A 15,378-nucleotide genomic window follows, 5' to 3' on the forward strand; every position below is an offset into this window, starting at 1 on the left:
AAACCTTCTATCCACCATTTCAACCATAAAAATAGCGAGGATACAATTATGCATCCTCGCTTTATACATTATTTAAAGTTTTTTAGTTTATCGCCAATCACATCACCAAATGAGAAGCCTGTATTCTCTTCAGGTAATTCATAGTCGATTACTTCTTCTGCTTCAGGATTTTCTAGTAATTCTTTAATACTAAGGGCTAGACGACCTTCGTCAGCATTGACATCAAGGACCTTCACCTGTACTTCTTGTCCCTCTTTTAATGCTTCATGAGGCGTGTTAATGTGCTTATGCGCAATTTGCGATATATGCACTAAACCTTCAACGCCTGGGAATACTTCCACAAATGCACCGAATGAAGTAAGTCGCTTCACTCTACCGTCTAAAATAGTGCCTTTCGCGGCACGTTCTTCTATATTAGACCATGGTCCAGGAATAGTTTCCTTAATAGATAAAGAAATACGTTCATTTTCTGGGTCCACTGATAGAACTTTTACTTTTACATCTTGTCCTTCAGCTAAAACCTCACTCACATCACTCACATGCTCATGTGATACTTGCGAGATGTGTACAAGACCATCAATACCACCTAGGTCGATAAATGCACCAAATGCCGCGAGACGCTGTACTTTACCATCCAATACATCGCCAGCTTTTATTTGATTAATCACATTTTTCTTTTGTGAAGCTTTCTCTGCTTCAACCACTGCTCGGTGAGATAAAATAAGGCGATTCTTATCCTTATCAAGCTCAACAATTTTAAAGCTTAATGTTTGCCCTTTATAGCCTTCAAAATCATCAACAAAATAGTCCTCTACAAGCGATGCTGGTACAAAGCCACGTACACCTAAATCTACGACAAGACCACCTTTAACAATATCCTTTACTTCCGCTTCAAAAATTTCCTCAGCGGCAAATTGTTGCTCTAGTGTATCCCATGCTTTTAGAGCATCCACTTTACGTTTTGATAGGACAAAGTTTTCTTCTTCAACCTTTGTAATCATCAATTCTAATTCATCTCCAACTGAGATGACATCAGACGCTTTCTCAATGTGTAAGCTTGATAATTCACTAATCGGTACAATACCATCAAACGGTGCACCTGGAATTGATACAGATACTGCCTTTTCATCAACTTGCGCGGCAATGCCTTTGACGATATCACCCTCGTTAAACGTTTGTTCTGCATAGTTCATTTCTTCAGACATATGTAACCCTCCTTCGCATCTTCCCTTACTATTTTATTCGATATTGAAGACAAAGACAAAAATAAATCCTTTAAATTCAAAAAATGTCTGAAATTTTAGGATTTATAGCATTTTTTCTTCTGCTAATTTTAAAATAGCTTGTGCTGCATCATCAATAGACAATGCTGTTGTATCTAAAAAGATCGCATCTTCAGCTTGAATCAGTGGCGATGCTTCACGCTCACTATCCTTTTTATCACGTAGTGCAATTTCTTCCTGAAGTTTTTCAAGAGATGAGTCAATGCCTCTTTTTTGATTATCAATCAAGCGTCGTCTAGCACGCTCCTCTACTGTTGCAGACATGAAAATCTTTAGTTCTGCATCCTTTAAGACATGTGTAGCAATATCGCGGCCATCCATGACAACACCGCCATTAGCTGCAAGTTTTTGCTGTTGGGCAACTAATAGCTCACGAACCTTCGCATGGGCAGCTACTTGTGAGACTGATGAAGTGACCTCATTAGAGCGTATTTCCGCAGACACATTGTGACCATCTAAAAAAACAAGCTGTCCCTGAGGTGATGGTTTTAATTCAATTGTGCTTACGTCAAGCATCTCTGCTAATTTTGCTTCATCATCTAAATGTATGTTTTGTTGCAACGCTTTATACGTAACTGCTCGATACATTGCGCCTGTGTCAATGTAAGTAAAGCCAAGTGCCTCAGCAACAATTTTCGCGATTGTGCTTTTGCCAGCACCAGCAGGCCCGTCTATCGCAATTTGAATGTTTTTCTTCATATTCTTCCCTACTTTCTGCACCTCTTATTGTATCATATAACCTCAAAAAAGCCCTCTCCTAGGAGAGGGCTTCATTAAAATATTCATTAAGAAATTAAACATGAAAAGGGTTCATTTCTTTACGACGATTGGCTAATTGACGTTCAAAGCAAAAACGGACAATATGCTGTTGATCGACATCATCTGTATCTGTTAGTTGGATTGTTGCAATGCGTTTATCCTCTTTTTCGAAAATACGTACGATCAGCGCTTCTGTAATGACATACTTGACATCTCCATTGGCAAATGGCAATACAATGGTTAGTTTTACTTCATCACCCTCAGTGAAAGCTACTTGACCTTTCAACATGACTGCTAGGCCTCCTGCACTAATATCCACAGTCACAAGCTGATATTTATAATCCTTCAACTGAATAGCAACGTCTACTTGTGTCTCCACACGAACGTATTCTCGTCGCTGAATTTTTATAAACTCCTCTGGTGTTGGACAATGCAACATAATCATTGGTATATTACCTGCTTTACGGCCAACTACCTCTGTATTAAAGGCAAAGGATTGCTTATCCTCAGTACGAAAAGTTGCTCTAAATTCTGAGCCATCTATTAAAAATGCCGTTTTCTTTGTTGCCATATTAACCGGATAATCAATATATAGAATATTATCTTTTTGCTCTACAACTTTACAGCGGAATTTCTCCAAACGCTCTGTATAAGTTGGTTCAAGTTGTAATTGTGTACCAATTTTTATTTCCATGAGCATCTCCCCGTGCGAAAAATATAGTTTAATTATCTCATGAGAAGCTTATTTTGGCTATAAAAATTGGTAGTATTTTCATGTCAAGTTGATACAGAGCGGAAGCATCATTGATTAAGTTAGATATTCCACTTTTAATACATTATGGTTTTCCGCATCAATAACAATTCTAAATGTTTCCTGCGTATTACCATCACGCAATGCAATGACCTCATAGCAAAGACGTTGCTCAAATTGTCCATTATCTGTGTAGATATTTTTTACCTCTTGTACTTGAATATCGTCTTGGAAGAACGTTTTCCAATCAATCGGCTTAGCTGTTTGCTTTTTAATATTTTCTTCTTGAATATATTCCATTGCATTTGCACCTAACAGCTCACCTGTATCTTTCGCCACTTTCAATTGAACACCATCAGCGTAGATTAACGCATTATCTCCAGGATGGACACGAGCAAATGTCACATGCCAAGCTTGATGATTTTCGCGTGATTCCACATAGGCTACATCTTTCATGCCTAATTTCTTCACATATTCCTGCGCTTTTTTCATGATTTCCTCTTGTGATAACTTGGCTTCATCCACAGGACGTTCTACTAAATAGGATAATAAATGTCCACCCTTTTCTGTTAAATCAACATAGCCTAATCGAATCCCTTGGTGGAATTGGATATGATAAAAAGGATATGGTGCTGTATCACTACTTTTTGTAACTGTAAATGTGGCATCTTTAATGACAGGGAATAAGTATTTCACTTTTTCTAGTGCTTCTTTTTCGGTAATAACGGCATCCTGTAATGCCTTTAACTCAATTTTTTTCTGCCAATCAGATTCAGATAAAGTTAACGGGAAATCCTTTTCGCCGTAGCCCTTTAATGTATCTTTTACAGTATCAAATTGGCTATTTGGATTTTTATTATCTACTTGCTGTAGCCAAACATCCATTTTCCCATCATGCTTATAGAAATCGACGGTTGCTGCTGTCCATTCATCGGAAAGAGATTGTAAATTCGTTGAAACCTGGGGCATTTTTTCACGCCAAGCTTCATAATCCCCTGTTTTCGCTGTCCTTTTTGCTTCATCGCCAAGTCGCCCTAGATAGTTCATCCATTCACTTGATAGTTCTTGTCCTATTGGAATATTCGCAATTGAAGAACGAACTTCTGAGCTTAAACGCCAAACCGAATCTAGTTCATTGTGAATCGCCTGCTCATCTTGAAACAACAGGGATTGTGATACTGAGCGTTGAAGATGGGAAAGTTTTTCAGATGCATCCGTTAACTTATCTGTATATTGTGCTAGCACGGTACGTTGTAATTCTTCTTTATCTCCATGTAAATCAATGCTGTATGCCCCTAACCCAATAACGGCAATCGTTAAGACCACGAGCCAAGTTTTCATCTAGGTTCCTCCTTTCTATGAACAGAAAATATGCTCTCCAATTTGTTTAATTTGTGGACGTGACCAAATCCATTTGCTCGTTGCAGTTTTTGGATTGAAATAATACAATGCATTTTCAGAAGGGTCCCAGCCGTTCATGGCATCAATAACCGCTTCTTTCGCTCGCTCATTTGGCTCAAGCCAAATTTGCCCATCTGCAACAGCTGTAAATGCTAACGGTTGGAAAATGATACCTGAAATAGTATTCGGGAAATCTGGGCTTTCCAAACGATTTAAAATAACTGCAGCAACTGCTACTTGTCCTTCATATGGTTCTCCTCTTGCCTCTCCATATACCGCATTCGCCATTAGCTGCAAATCACGCTCTGTATATTTGGGAGGAACTTGTGTCTGTGTTCCATTATTATTACTACTTCCACTACTATTGCTACTGCCACCACTAGTATTCTTTTTCACTTGCTGATCAAGTGGCTTGCCACCATAATAAGTAAATTGATTTCCTGCATTTAATTGAGCTTTCACCCATTTTTCATCATAATCTGAATTGCCCGTTAACGCTTTCTTTGTCTTAGCGCCTGCAATTCCGTCTACCGGTAACCCATAATTTTCTTGGAAATTACGTAAAGCCCAGTATGTGTTATAGCCAAATTTACCATCAATTTTACTCTTATAAAAACCTAAGTATTGTAGCCTCGCTTGCAATTCAACGACATCATCTCCATAGGCACCCCGAGTAATTTGCTGATCGCTAAATGCATTCGCATCATTTTGAGGAATCGCAATTATACTAATTCCTAATATCAAAGCAAAAAGTATGCTTACTAAACGCACTTTTATCACTCCTTTTTTTTATAGCTTGAAACAAAAGGAGTAATTTATACATGATAAAAATGAAATAAAGCGTAGAAATCTTTGACGATTTCTACGCTTTATATTTTCTTTTGCATGTGAAGATGCTGCACCAGATGATAATGTGCAAGCTTCACTTTGCGCAAGCCAAACCACCATAAAAACAACATAAAAGGAATCATTAAATAAACCCAGTGACCTTTGAATGATAATATTGTATTGTATAGAATGTGAAGTACGACTGGTGCACAAAGTGCCATAGCAATCATCTCTTTTGTCTTAACAAGTTTCGAAAACTTAGCCCGTCCATAATAATAGCCCATTACGACACCGAACAAAGCATGACTCGATACTGGTAATAAGGCTCGCATAAATGCCGTGTCTAAGCCAAATGAAAGTAAATAAAGAACATTTTCAATCGTAGCAAAGCCAAGTGAAATGCTTGCCCCATACAATATACCATCGTAAGGGTCATCAAATTCTATATGATTATAGATGGCAATTAATAGTACAAACCATTTAAAAAATTCTTCAATGACACTTGAAAATAGTACGTCTTGAAGATAAAGATATCGAAAAACCCCTTCTTCTGTTAATACATACTGTAAAAACATGATTGGGAACGTTAAAAATGCGCCGTATAAAAACGTTTGTAGTAAAGTTCTTCTTGGCTCCGTAGCCATCTGATTGCGCAAATAGAAATAACTAAAAAGCGCTAGACCGGGAGCAATGGCAGCAGATAATAAAATGATCATGATGCCGGCTCCTTTCAACAATAGACTGCTATTATTATACCATGTAATGACAAAAAAACTTTTTAAAAGGAGATTTATTTTTTATGAAAAAAACAATTTTATTAATTCATACTGGCGGCACAATCTCCATGGCGATGAGTGCTGAAGGAGCGGTCATGCCTAATAAGGAAAATCCTCTAATGAAGGAAAGTAATAAACTGGCTTCATTAGCAAGCATTATCGAAATAGAAGCTTTTAACCTTCCTTCTCCACATATTACACCGAAAGAGATGCTTTTATTGCGTAACTTGATTTTGGAACAAATTGACGCACAGCCAATTGACGGTGTGGTCATCACACACGGTACGGATACATTGGAAGAAACCGCCTATTTCTTAGAGCTAACTACGAACTTAGCCATTCCGATTGTGCTAACAGGAGCAATGCGTTCATCTAACGAACTTGGCGCAGATGGGATTTATAATTTAGTAGAGGCAGTCCGAGTTGCTGTTGATGAAGAAGCACGTGATAAAGGTGTGCTTGTTGTGATGAATGATGAGGTTCATCTTGCTGTAAATACAACAAAAACAAGCACAAGTTCTGTAAATACTTTCCAATCTCCGCAATATGGACCGATTGGCCTTATTACAAAATCCAGAATCTTATTCCATCACGCACCAATTCGTCGACAATATGTAGATGTTAACAATTTACCTAAGCGTGTCGCAATGCTAAAAGTGTACGCTGGAATGGAAGAAGATTTATTGGATGTCGTGCTTGCATGTAAATATGATGGTGTTGTCCTAGAAGGACTAGGTCAAGGGAATGTCCCACCATCTGTTGTAAAAGGAATTGAAAGCCTTATACAGCGAGACATCCCAGTTGTACTTGTTTCCCGCTGCTTTAATGGAATTGCAGAAGGTGTTTATGGCTATATGGGCGGCGGTAAAATGCTAGAAGACTTAGGGGCCATATTCGCCACAGGTATTAATGGTCAAAAGGCACGCTTAAAATTATTAATAGGCCTTAACACAACTGGCTCGCCTTTAAATTTAAAGGACTTTTTCCTGTAACGTTAAAGTCTCGATCACCTGTTCATAATAGCCCAGTATCTCGCTAAGTCGAGCCAAAGCTTCATCAAAATCTGGTTGTATCACAGAAAATTGAATGAAATTCTTTTGGCGTAAATACTGGCTTTCACCATGAACAAATAGCCCGTTTAATGCTAAATCAATAGGTAGGTTGGCATAATTATTAGGCAATTGAACCGTTATCAGCATCGGATATTGAATTGTTGGATATTGAAATTGCATGATTGGTAGCTGCAGCAGTGATTGAAAGCGTTGCTGTAGCTGCTCATAACGTGCTGGATAAGCTTGCAATGCCATCTCCACATTGCTCAGTAATACAGCAGGTAATGTAAATGGTATGGCACCTTGCTGATAATTTGCTAAATCAAGATAAGCGGGTAGATCGGCAGATGAGGGTGCAAGTGATTGCGAAAATACAAATGCTAGCCCACTTAACGCACCAATAGCCTTACCACTCACAGCCGTAGCTAAATAGCAGTCCTGTAAAGAAAACGGCATGGCACCGAACGAACTAATACAATCTATACATAACTTTACATTGTATTGTTTAGCAAGCTTTTTAAGAATATCTAAGTTATTACAAGTTCCCGTGGAAGTCTCACCATGTACTGCCAACATCCACTGATAAGATCCCGTCTCAAGCTGTGAAGCCAGTTCTTTGTCATCAAATACCGTTCCCCATTCTTTTTCTACCACATCATAATGTAATGACCAACGAGCGGCTTGCTTCTGTAAACGCTCACCGAATTCTCCATTTGTGAGAATAAGCCCTTTTCCTAATTGCTGTGCCTTTAGTTGTGCAAGCATTACTTCATTTGCTAGCGTTCCCGTCCCTACGATTACACCAACATGATTGGACTTCGATAAATGCAGCAACTTTTTATGCACTCGTTCATAAAGCGCATAAAAAGGTAATGAACGATGTGATAAATCTGAATGAGCAATTGTCTCTAATTGCTTCACCGGCCCAGGATAAAATGTAGAGGGTTCCGTCGTTAGTCTATGTTGTAATGATTGTTCAAATTCATGTCTAGTGAGCACCATCGGTAAAAACATCGCACCCTCTTCCCCGACAGCTGGTGCAAACTGCTTAAAACCCATCTGCTTATATAGTTTTTCCTCTCTCGTTGTACCTGAAATCACTGCCGCAGTATAGCCTTTTTCGTAGGCAAATGTAGTTAAGGCCTGAGTAAGCTTCAATAGAACTCGACCCGTTCGATAACCTTTCTTCACGGAAAGCAAACGAATTTCACAAAGCTTCTCACAATTTTCCTTCGATAAATACTGCTCGACCTTACCAATCTTTTCATCAATAGAAAATGGTCGTTGATCTCTAAACGCCACCATGCCAATTAATTCTGTTTGCTTATAAACAACAACATAGGTATTCTCCTGATGAAATCGGTCTACTTTTTTTCGCGATGCATTCACCTCATGCTGAGGAATTTCTTCTACAAATGTTTCATAATTCAATCGAGCAATCGCCTCAAATTCTTCATTTGTCTTGGCAATTTTACACCAATACATTTCCTTCACTTCCCTCTTTTCAATGATTCCTGAATATTAGACATATGCTTAATAAGCATACACACGATTGCCATGATTAAAAGTCCATATGGCTCTAATTTCCCTGCTTGTATAATTGCGGCTATATAAAAAACAAAGCCCCCAACCATGCCAAGTGTCAGACTTCTAGTAAATGCACATATAAGTGCTGTACCAATAATCATCCATAAAAAAAGACTTGGCGATAAGGCGAGACCCACACCAATAAAAGTAGCCACACCTTTCCCTCCATTCCATTTCAGCCAAATCGGAAATAGATGGCCTATTATCACCCATGCAGCTCCGCCAATAACGACCCATTCATCCAATTGCCACATGCGTCCTAATCCGACAACAAGTACACCTTTTAATGAATCGCCAAGAAGAGTCAAAATAAACGCTGTTTTCCCAATCACACTTCCCGCATTACGCGCGCCTAAATTTTTACTACGCTCTTCCTGCAAATTGACACCGTATATCTTACCAACGAAATAAGCCGTCAAGATGTTTCCTATTAAATAACTCAAGAGCCAATACAAGCCAATCATTGAGTTGCCTCCTTGCTAAAAAGGCTGTATAAGCTACATGCCTATACAGCCTCGATCGTTATTTTTTTCTCTGCTCAATAGTTCGAGCGATACATTCGCCATGGAAACGACCATTTTCAATAAAAATTTCATTGGCATTATTTCCTGCTGCAATAACACCTGCAATGAATAGTCCTTCAACATTGGTTTCCATCGTTTCAGGCGTAACATAAGGACGACCCGTTTCTTCCTCTATGTCCACTCCCATCGCTTTAATAAAGGAGTGATCAGGATGATAGCCAGTCATAGCAAAAACGAAATCATTTTTTACTATTTTCTCTTGACCCTCTACTTCTAAAACAACTTCGTGCTCTCGTATTTCCAATACATTGGTATTAAAAAGCATGTCAACTTCTCCAGTTTTGACTACCCCTTCAAATTCGGGCAATACCCATGGCTTGATGCTTGGAGAGTATTCGCTGCCACGATAGGCTACGGTTACACGAGCACCGGCTTTATTTAATTCTAACGCGGCATCTATCGCTGAATTTTTGCCGCCTATAACTAGAACATCCGTATCAAAAAATTCATGGCCCTCTTTAAAGTAATGGAAAACTTTAGGTAACTGCTCACCATGGATATTTAAATAATTCGGATGATCATAATAACCTGTTGCAATGACAACATAGGGCGTTTCATATATTTCCTTATCGGAGGTAACCGTGAACAAATCATTATTTTTTACAACACTTTGTACTTTTTCGAAGCGATTAACTTGTATATTTTTTAAACGGACGACCTCTCGATAATAGACAAGGGCTTGATTGCGTTTCGGCTTACGTCCTTCAATGATAAATGGTACATCACCAATGGCTATCCGTTCACTCGTACTAAAAAATGTTTGATGTGTAGGGTAATGATAGATGGCATTGACGATATTTCCTTTTTCAATCACAATAGGTTGTAAACCAATATTTTGCAAAGCTATTGCTGCTGCTAAGCCGCATGGGCCTCCTCCAACAATAATTGCATCTGCTTGCTGCATTTCTTGACACTCCAATCGAATTTGAACAGCAAAAATTGCTGCTCCATGCTTTCACATTATCATAGAATAGACGATACTTTTTTATTATACGCCTTCTCACACGTTTTGGTTGTTTATTTACTCGAAATATCAATGTCAATTATATGACATTGGGGCTTTGCACCAAATCGAAAAGGTACTAATGTCGTCCCATAGCCATTGCTTACTAAAGTCATGACACCATCACGCCGACGATAGGAACCATTTGGATGGACACCATATGGGCCGAATCGAATTTGCCCTCCATGTAAATGTCCCCCCATCATTAAATCCGCACGGAACTTAGCCCGAACTTTCGCAAAAACCTCTGGATTATGGGCGATGAAAACAACTAAATCCTGCTCTCCTATCTTTGCAAAAGCTTTTTCAAAACTATATTCTTTAACGGTTGTATCCTCAATAGCACTTAACCAAAAGCTATTTTTAAGCGGAAGTTGTATAGCGTCATTGACAATAATTTGAACATGGTATGCCTGTAAAATGTCCTTCAGTCTTTCTTCCCCAATTTCTCTGTCATTATTGCCCCAAATAAAATAGGTTGGTCCAAGGGACGTTAATAATGATAAATTTTCATGAATACGATCAATTGGTGTACGGCTATCCGCAAAATCACCGCCAATAATTACTGCATCAAAATGATGTCCCTGTAACTGTGCAATCATTTTCTTACTTATTTTACGTAAATGAACATCTGAAATAAAAAATAATCGTACCTTCTCCTGTTCACCCTGTAATGAAAGCTGGTGAGACAATACATTATTTTCATGTGCCACCTTCCACATATAAAGTAGAGGGGCGATGACTACCAGAAGACATAGCCCTAAATATAGCATTTTCTCACTTCTCCTTACGACAGCAAAAAGGCGATTCTTCTTAAAAAACGAATCGCCTTTTTGCTAAATCAGACGTACGTTTTGGTGTGAACGTTTGTCTGTAATTTTATACTAGAAAAACTATATAACGATAAAAAAATTCTATTAAGGTAACTTAATGACTTGCCCAACCATTACAGTATTAGAGGACATCCCATTAGCAGCACGAATTTTAGCTAAAGTCGCTTCACTGCCATCGCCATAGTGATTTAATGCAATTCGGTATAAGTTCTCATTTGCTTTTACAGTATGTGTCGTTGCTTTAGCATTTTGTTTTGCTTCTTCCGCTTTTCTAGCCTCTTCTGCTTTTCTTGCTGCCTCTGCTTGTTGTTGAGCTATTCTTGCTTCTTCAGCTTTTCGAGCTTCTTCGGCTTTTTTTGCTTCCTCTGCCTTTTTCGCCTCTTGAGCCTTTTTCGCTTCTTCAGCAGCTTTTTGCTCCGCTGCTAATTTATCAGCATCTTTTTGAGATTGCTCTTGAGCCTTCTTATCTCCCTGAGCGTCTTGACCCTTATCATCTTTTTCCTTATCTTTATCTGACGCAGATGCTTCTGAAGGATCTAATTCGACAACCTGTTCAGCTGTATCCTTTTCGGCTTGTTCAATCGTTTTTCCTGGTTCATAAAATTTCCAAAAATAAATAAGAATTGTTAATGGTATCAAAATAAAAATAACAAACAGAATCGTCATTAACGGTGTCTTACGTTTCGAATTTTTTGGCTTTTTGTTTTTATTACCGTTTTTATTCATTCTGGAAACTCTTGATAAGGCTTGCTGTTCTTTTTGCTCATCTTCAAATGATTGACGATGCTCTTCTATTTTATCGCGATAATCTTCTTTATTCATTCGCCTTTCCCCCAACCTTACTACGCTTTCTATCATCTCTATTATGACGAATATTACGAAAAAAGTAAATGACCGTCAGTTTTAGTCTAATTACCCATTAATAGTTGTTGCAATCGACTTTCCCACGTTGCCATTTCTACTTTCTTTTTCTCTTTTAAGCGTACTTTCTTGATTACATCATAATGGATTCCACAATTTTCACAACAGTTTTCCGGCTTTTTCTGCAATTTTTGCCCAAAATACCCGACTAAATGTTCACGAATACAGTCTTTTGTCTGTATGATTTGAAGCATTTCATTCACTGCATTGTATTTCTCTAGTGCTAAATGATTTAATCGGACCTTCACTTGTTCCGAAGACTCTCGTTGCAGCCAATAGTCTAACACACGGAAGGCTGTCTCACTTAACTCCCCATTTTTCAGCATTTGGATGGGCTGTATTTGCTGAGATAGCAGCTCCTGGTAGCGGTCAACATGATGTAAAGTTGGTAAATCGCCTGTCACAACAAATTTAGCCAGCTCCTCATCACCTTCAGCATACAGTAATATAGCAAGTGCAGAGTGTCCATCCCGCCCTGCACGTCCAATCTCCTGCATATAATTCGCTATATTGGCAGGCATTGATTCATGAATGACCTGCCGTATATCAAGCTTATTAATGCCCATACCAAAAGCGTTTGTTGCTACAATCCAATCAAGTTCACCAGCTATAAATTGCTGTTGAATAAATTGACGGTCCTCTACCCCATAGCCAGCATGATAGGCAGCAACACGAACGCCCTCTTGTAATAAGGCTTCGCTATATTGTTGCGCACGTTTACGTGAGGAAACATACAAAATACCAGGTCCTGCCGTTTGCGTAACGTGATGCATGAGCCATCTAGCTTTATCAGCCTTATCCTCCACTACTACACGACCTAAATGAATATTCGAGCGGTCAACATTATACATAAACTCGAATGGCGCTTTGAGAGATAAAGTTTCCTGTATATCTCGTACAACCTTCTTTGTTGCCGTAGCAGATAATGCCAAAATGGGGGGACGATTTTCCCTCGATAGCCAGTCACCTATTCGTAAATAATCTGGTCGAAAATCAAAGCCCCATTGTGAGATACAATGCGCTTCATCTACTACGATTAAACCTAGCTTCATCTGCGCCAGTTTCTCTTGTACCTGTTGCTGGAGCAGCATCTCTGGGGAAGTAAAAATAAAACGATATTGCTCTAAATAATGTAATACATAACGTTTCTCTGTTAGTGATAAAAAGGAATTTAAAGCTACCACCCTCTTTTCCCCAAAACGCTTCAGCTCTTCTACTTGATCCTGCATTAATGAGAGTAATGGTGAAACAATTAGTACAGGTTTCTCTAATGTATAGGCTGGTAGCTGGTAGCAGAGTGATTTTCCCATTCCTGTTGGCAATAAGGCAATCACATCTTGTTCTTGTAGTAATGCCTCAATGACTTCTTTCTGTCCTGGTCGAAATGATGAATAACCAAAATGCTTATGCAATAATTGTTCAAGTTCCATTTATACTTCTCCTTTCGCAAGGACAAGCCTTAATTGAAAATAACTCATATCGTTTAAAGCTTCATGTAATATTTTCAATTTTTTTGTTTGATACTGCTTCGATGCCTGCCACACTTTTTGAGCTTCATCATAGGAGACGAATGGGCCAATAGAAAAGTTCGGTTCATACATAGCTAATTCCACAAAATGATCCTCAATTGTACTTTGTTTTAGTTTTCTCATTTGAACAATTTGCTCCATCGAATAACCTTGTTCATATAATTGTGCGGTTTGTTGTGCAGAATCTGTTAGCAATATTTTAACTTTTAATCCTTCTGCCACATGCCCTAGTAATGGGTAATCATCTATTTTTTGATGCACTTCATTTAATAATATATGTAGGGTTTCAATAAAAGCTAATTGACTATCCAGTACAGTTTCCTTCCGTTCATCTGCAAGCTGTTGCCACGTCCATCCTGGTAATTGATAACCACTTAAACGATACAGAACAAGCTGTTTGCTTGCATCTGACACAGGGAGAATAGTTAGCACATGATTACATTCTGTCAATAATTGCTGCTGTAAATGACCTTCCTTATAATGACGTGCCTGTAAAAAAGTTCGCACCCACGCTTGAATCATTGTATCTCTACTAATCGGTGAAAAGGTACGAACGGCTGCGGCTTGATGTGACAAACTTTGTACAATGAGAGAAAGCCTCGCAAAAAACACATGCTCATTTCCCCGATAGTGCCAACCATCAAAGAAAAAGGTTGGCGTTTGTTGTGCGCGTTGTAATCCTAGCGTTTCCATGTAAAAATGACCAGATTCCTGCACATTTAACCAACTATTCTGCACAAATAAGTTTACAGCCTCATCAAATGTAGTACGAGATAATTTTGGCAAGAGGCCAAAATATTGATGTAGTTGAAAAAGACCAATATCTTGAATCGTCTGGCCTGAACGCTTCCCTCTTAGGACATGATAGGCAGCCGAAATCGTCCGCTCTTTATTGAGTTTTTGAAAGATTTGCAATAAAATTTGATGAAACATTGACGCAAATTCCTCCAATTTAATAGTATTTAAGTTGAAATGTAAGATAAACATCTTTAAAATGAGTATGAAGCTTTGTAGGAACATCGTTAAAGGAGAGAATAAAATGGCTAAATACACAATAGTTGATAAAGATACATGCATCGCTTGTGGCGCATGTGGAGCCGCAGCGCCAGACATTTATGATTATGATGATGAAGGCATTGCCTTCGTTATTTTAGATGATAACATGGGAACTGCTGAAGTTCCAGAGGATCTATTGGAAGATATGCAAGACGCTTTTGAAGGTTGTCCAACAGACTCTATCAAAGTAGCAGATGAAACATTCGATGGTGACTCATTAAAATTTGAATAGGCTTCCGTTGATGTATATCTTAAAAGGCATCCTTCAGGGGATGCCTTCTTATTGATTAAAATATTGGCTATCTTTTGCATCAAGATAATAGGCATATGGTCCATTGCTATACATACCAATCTATTGGAGGAATGTGAATGTTTGAGCAGTTACAAGTTGAGCATAGTTTATTTTATATTGATCAAGACCATATGAATAGTTTTAAAAACCTTGCTGCAAAGTGGCAATCAATATTTCCAGATGTTTGTGCGAAATGTTTGAATACTGTGGACGCATGGGCAAACGTGTTAAATAACTGGGTTTTCTTAAAATCGCAGCAGACCGATGAGCTCATTCTCAATCCTTCTAAAGCGATCTATTATTCCATCAATACATTTTTATTAGATGAGCTCCAAAAAATTCAGATAATTCAAAAAATAAAAGAGTGTGAGAATGATGATTTTCAGTATTTTGCGGCCTTCCACTTAGGAAATGCCATCGATTTATGGGTGTACAATACACTTGAAAAAAGTGCAGAATCTGATTTGTTACAACCACAAAATCGTATACCTTATTATCTTGCCTTTTTAGACGATGATTTTCAAACAGACAATGCTTTATTCCATAAAAATCAAACAAGAGCAATCAAAATATTGGCACAGGTCATTCGGTCACAAAATTGCTTTAGAATCACTATCAGTAGTGCTGTTAATCGAGCAGTAGATATGTATGATCATTATGTAACAAAATAAAATAGCACACTTTTCAATTCGTCTCTACTGTAAAGAGATGAATTTTTTTGCT

At 38.3% G+C, this 15,378-nt stretch carries 16 protein-coding genes; 3 read left to right on the forward strand and 13 right to left on the reverse strand.

From position 1 onward, the window contains the following. Window positions 1-68: 68 nt before the first annotated feature. The 6 genes from rpsA to prsW all read right to left on the reverse strand — a co-directional run bounded on the left by rpsA (window position 69) and on the right by prsW (window position 5,738). Window positions 69-1,205, reverse strand: a complete 1,137-nt coding sequence (gene rpsA / locus NY607_RS04020; protein WP_237900047.1) for a 30S ribosomal protein S1 — start codon at window positions 1,203-1,205, stop codon at window positions 69-71. A gap of 102 nt (window positions 1,206-1,307) precedes the next feature. After that, complete coding sequence (cmk, locus tag NY607_RS04025; protein WP_237900045.1) at window positions 1,308-1,982, reverse strand: (d)CMP kinase; 675 nt, start codon at window positions 1,980-1,982, stop codon at window positions 1,308-1,310. 94 nt (window positions 1,983-2,076) lie between these two features. Continuing rightward, window positions 2,077-2,736: a flagellar brake protein gene (locus tag NY607_RS04030; protein ID WP_259419192.1), complete on the reverse strand. Its 660-nt coding sequence runs from the start codon at window positions 2,734-2,736 to the stop codon at window positions 2,077-2,079. Between the two features lie 114 nt (window positions 2,737-2,850). Beyond that, window positions 2,851-4,134: a PepSY1/2 domain-containing protein gene (locus NY607_RS04035; protein ID WP_259419193.1), complete on the reverse strand. Its 1,284-nt coding sequence runs from the start codon at window positions 4,132-4,134 to the stop codon at window positions 2,851-2,853. 15 nt (window positions 4,135-4,149) lie between these two features. After that, window positions 4,150-4,965 (reverse strand): spore cortex-lytic enzyme, encoded by an 816-nt coding sequence (sleB, locus tag NY607_RS04040; RefSeq protein WP_259419194.1) that lies wholly within the window; start codon window positions 4,963-4,965, stop codon window positions 4,150-4,152. 98 nt (window positions 4,966-5,063) lie between these two features. Continuing rightward, window positions 5,064-5,738: a glutamic-type intramembrane protease PrsW gene (gene prsW / locus NY607_RS04045; protein WP_004232588.1), complete on the reverse strand. Its 675-nt coding sequence runs from the start codon at window positions 5,736-5,738 to the stop codon at window positions 5,064-5,066. An 83-nt stretch (window positions 5,739-5,821) separates the two neighbouring features. Between prsW and NY607_RS04050 the strand changes: the two genes are divergently transcribed. Next, window positions 5,822-6,790 (forward strand): asparaginase, encoded by a 969-nt coding sequence (locus NY607_RS04050; RefSeq protein WP_048389794.1) that lies wholly within the window; start codon window positions 5,822-5,824, stop codon window positions 6,788-6,790. Here the strand turns inward: NY607_RS04050 and NY607_RS04055 are convergent. From NY607_RS04055 to NY607_RS04085, 7 genes are all read right to left on the reverse strand, one after another. After that, window positions 6,770-8,335: an aminotransferase class V-fold PLP-dependent enzyme gene (locus NY607_RS04055; RefSeq protein ID WP_259419195.1), complete on the reverse strand. Its 1,566-nt coding sequence runs from the start codon at window positions 8,333-8,335 to the stop codon at window positions 6,770-6,772. The genes NY607_RS04050 and NY607_RS04055 overlap by 21 nt on opposite strands. Window positions 8,336-8,340: 5 nt before the next feature. After that, window positions 8,341-8,901 carry a glycerol-3-phosphate acyltransferase gene (locus NY607_RS04060; RefSeq protein WP_237900010.1) on the reverse strand — a complete coding sequence of 187 codons (561 nt, stop codon included), beginning with the start codon at window positions 8,899-8,901 and terminating at the stop codon, window positions 8,341-8,343. 58 nt (window positions 8,902-8,959) lie between these two features. Then, window positions 8,960-9,925: a YpdA family putative bacillithiol disulfide reductase gene (locus tag NY607_RS04065; RefSeq protein ID WP_259419196.1), complete on the reverse strand. Its 966-nt coding sequence runs from the start codon at window positions 9,923-9,925 to the stop codon at window positions 8,960-8,962. Between the two features lie 113 nt (window positions 9,926-10,038). Beyond that, window positions 10,039-10,797: a metallophosphoesterase gene (locus tag NY607_RS04070; protein ID WP_259419197.1), complete on the reverse strand. Its 759-nt coding sequence runs from the start codon at window positions 10,795-10,797 to the stop codon at window positions 10,039-10,041. Window positions 10,798-10,941: 144 nt separating this feature from the next. Next, window positions 10,942-11,679 (reverse strand): LysM peptidoglycan-binding domain-containing protein, encoded by a 738-nt coding sequence (locus tag NY607_RS04075; protein WP_237899987.1) that lies wholly within the window; start codon window positions 11,677-11,679, stop codon window positions 10,942-10,944. 86 nt (window positions 11,680-11,765) lie between these two features. Then, window positions 11,766-13,208 (reverse strand): RecQ family ATP-dependent DNA helicase, encoded by a 1,443-nt coding sequence (locus tag NY607_RS04080; protein ID WP_237899980.1) that lies wholly within the window; start codon window positions 13,206-13,208, stop codon window positions 11,766-11,768. Next, complete coding sequence (locus tag NY607_RS04085; protein ID WP_237899978.1) at window positions 13,209-14,240, reverse strand: YpbB family protein; 1,032 nt, start codon at window positions 14,238-14,240, stop codon at window positions 13,209-13,211. Between the two features lie 106 nt (window positions 14,241-14,346). Here NY607_RS04085 and NY607_RS04090 point away from each other — a divergent pair, with 106 nt between their 5' ends. Both NY607_RS04090 and NY607_RS04095 read left to right on the forward strand, forming a co-directional pair. Further along, window positions 14,347-14,595 (forward strand): ferredoxin, encoded by a 249-nt coding sequence (locus NY607_RS04090; RefSeq protein WP_004232564.1) that lies wholly within the window; start codon window positions 14,347-14,349, stop codon window positions 14,593-14,595. A 137-nt stretch (window positions 14,596-14,732) separates the two neighbouring features. Continuing rightward, window positions 14,733-15,326, forward strand: coding sequence for a hypothetical protein (locus NY607_RS04095; RefSeq protein WP_237899970.1), 594 nt, complete (start codon window positions 14,733-14,735; stop codon window positions 15,324-15,326). Window positions 15,327-15,378: the final 52 nt, after the last annotated feature.

Origin of the sequence: Lysinibacillus sp. A4 (genome assembly GCF_024919535.1) — a bacterium.
Taxonomy (GTDB): Bacteria; Bacillota; Bacilli; order Bacillales_A; family Planococcaceae; genus Lysinibacillus; species Lysinibacillus capsici.

What these genes read in the sequence shown, in the direction of transcription:
- rpsA (WP_237900047.1), bottom strand. Translation starts at nt 1,205, where the DNA reads ATGTCTGAAGAAATGAACTATGCAGAACAAACGTTTAACGAGGGTGAT.
- cmk (WP_237900045.1), bottom strand. Translation starts at nt 1,982, where the DNA reads ATGAAGAAAAACATTCAAATTGCGATAGACGGGCCTGCTGGTGCTGGC.
- NY607_RS04030 (WP_259419192.1), bottom strand. Translation starts at nt 2,736, where the DNA reads ATGGAAATAAAAATTGGTACACAATTACAACTTGAACCAACTTATACA.
- NY607_RS04035 (WP_259419193.1), bottom strand. Translation starts at nt 4,134, where the DNA reads ATGAAAACTTGGCTCGTGGTCTTAACGATTGCCGTTATTGGGTTAGGG.
- prsW (WP_004232588.1), bottom strand. Translation starts at nt 5,738, where the DNA reads ATGATCATTTTATTATCTGCTGCCATTGCTCCCGGTCTAGCGCTTTTT.
- NY607_RS04050 (WP_048389794.1), top strand. Translation starts at nt 5,822, where the DNA reads ATGAAAAAAACAATTTTATTAATTCATACTGGCGGCACAATCTCCATG.
- NY607_RS04055 (WP_259419195.1), bottom strand. Translation starts at nt 8,335, where the DNA reads ATGTATTGGTGTAAAATTGCCAAGACAAATGAAGAATTTGAGGCGATT.
- NY607_RS04060 (WP_237900010.1), bottom strand. Translation starts at nt 8,901, where the DNA reads ATGATTGGCTTGTATTGGCTCTTGAGTTATTTAATAGGAAACATCTTG.
- NY607_RS04065 (WP_259419196.1), bottom strand. Translation starts at nt 9,925, where the DNA reads ATGCAGCAAGCAGATGCAATTATTGTTGGAGGAGGCCCATGCGGCTTA.
- NY607_RS04070 (WP_259419197.1), bottom strand. Translation starts at nt 10,797, where the DNA reads ATGCTATATTTAGGGCTATGTCTTCTGGTAGTCATCGCCCCTCTACTT.
- NY607_RS04075 (WP_237899987.1), bottom strand. Translation starts at nt 11,679, where the DNA reads ATGAATAAAGAAGATTATCGCGATAAAATAGAAGAGCATCGTCAATCA.
- NY607_RS04080 (WP_237899980.1), bottom strand. Translation starts at nt 13,208, where the DNA reads ATGGAACTTGAACAATTATTGCATAAGCATTTTGGTTATTCATCATTT.
- NY607_RS04085 (WP_237899978.1), bottom strand. Translation starts at nt 14,240, where the DNA reads ATGTTTCATCAAATTTTATTGCAAATCTTTCAAAAACTCAATAAAGAG.
- NY607_RS04090 (WP_004232564.1), top strand. Translation starts at nt 14,347, where the DNA reads ATGGCTAAATACACAATAGTTGATAAAGATACATGCATCGCTTGTGGC.
- NY607_RS04095 (WP_237899970.1), top strand. Translation starts at nt 14,733, where the DNA reads ATGTTTGAGCAGTTACAAGTTGAGCATAGTTTATTTTATATTGATCAA.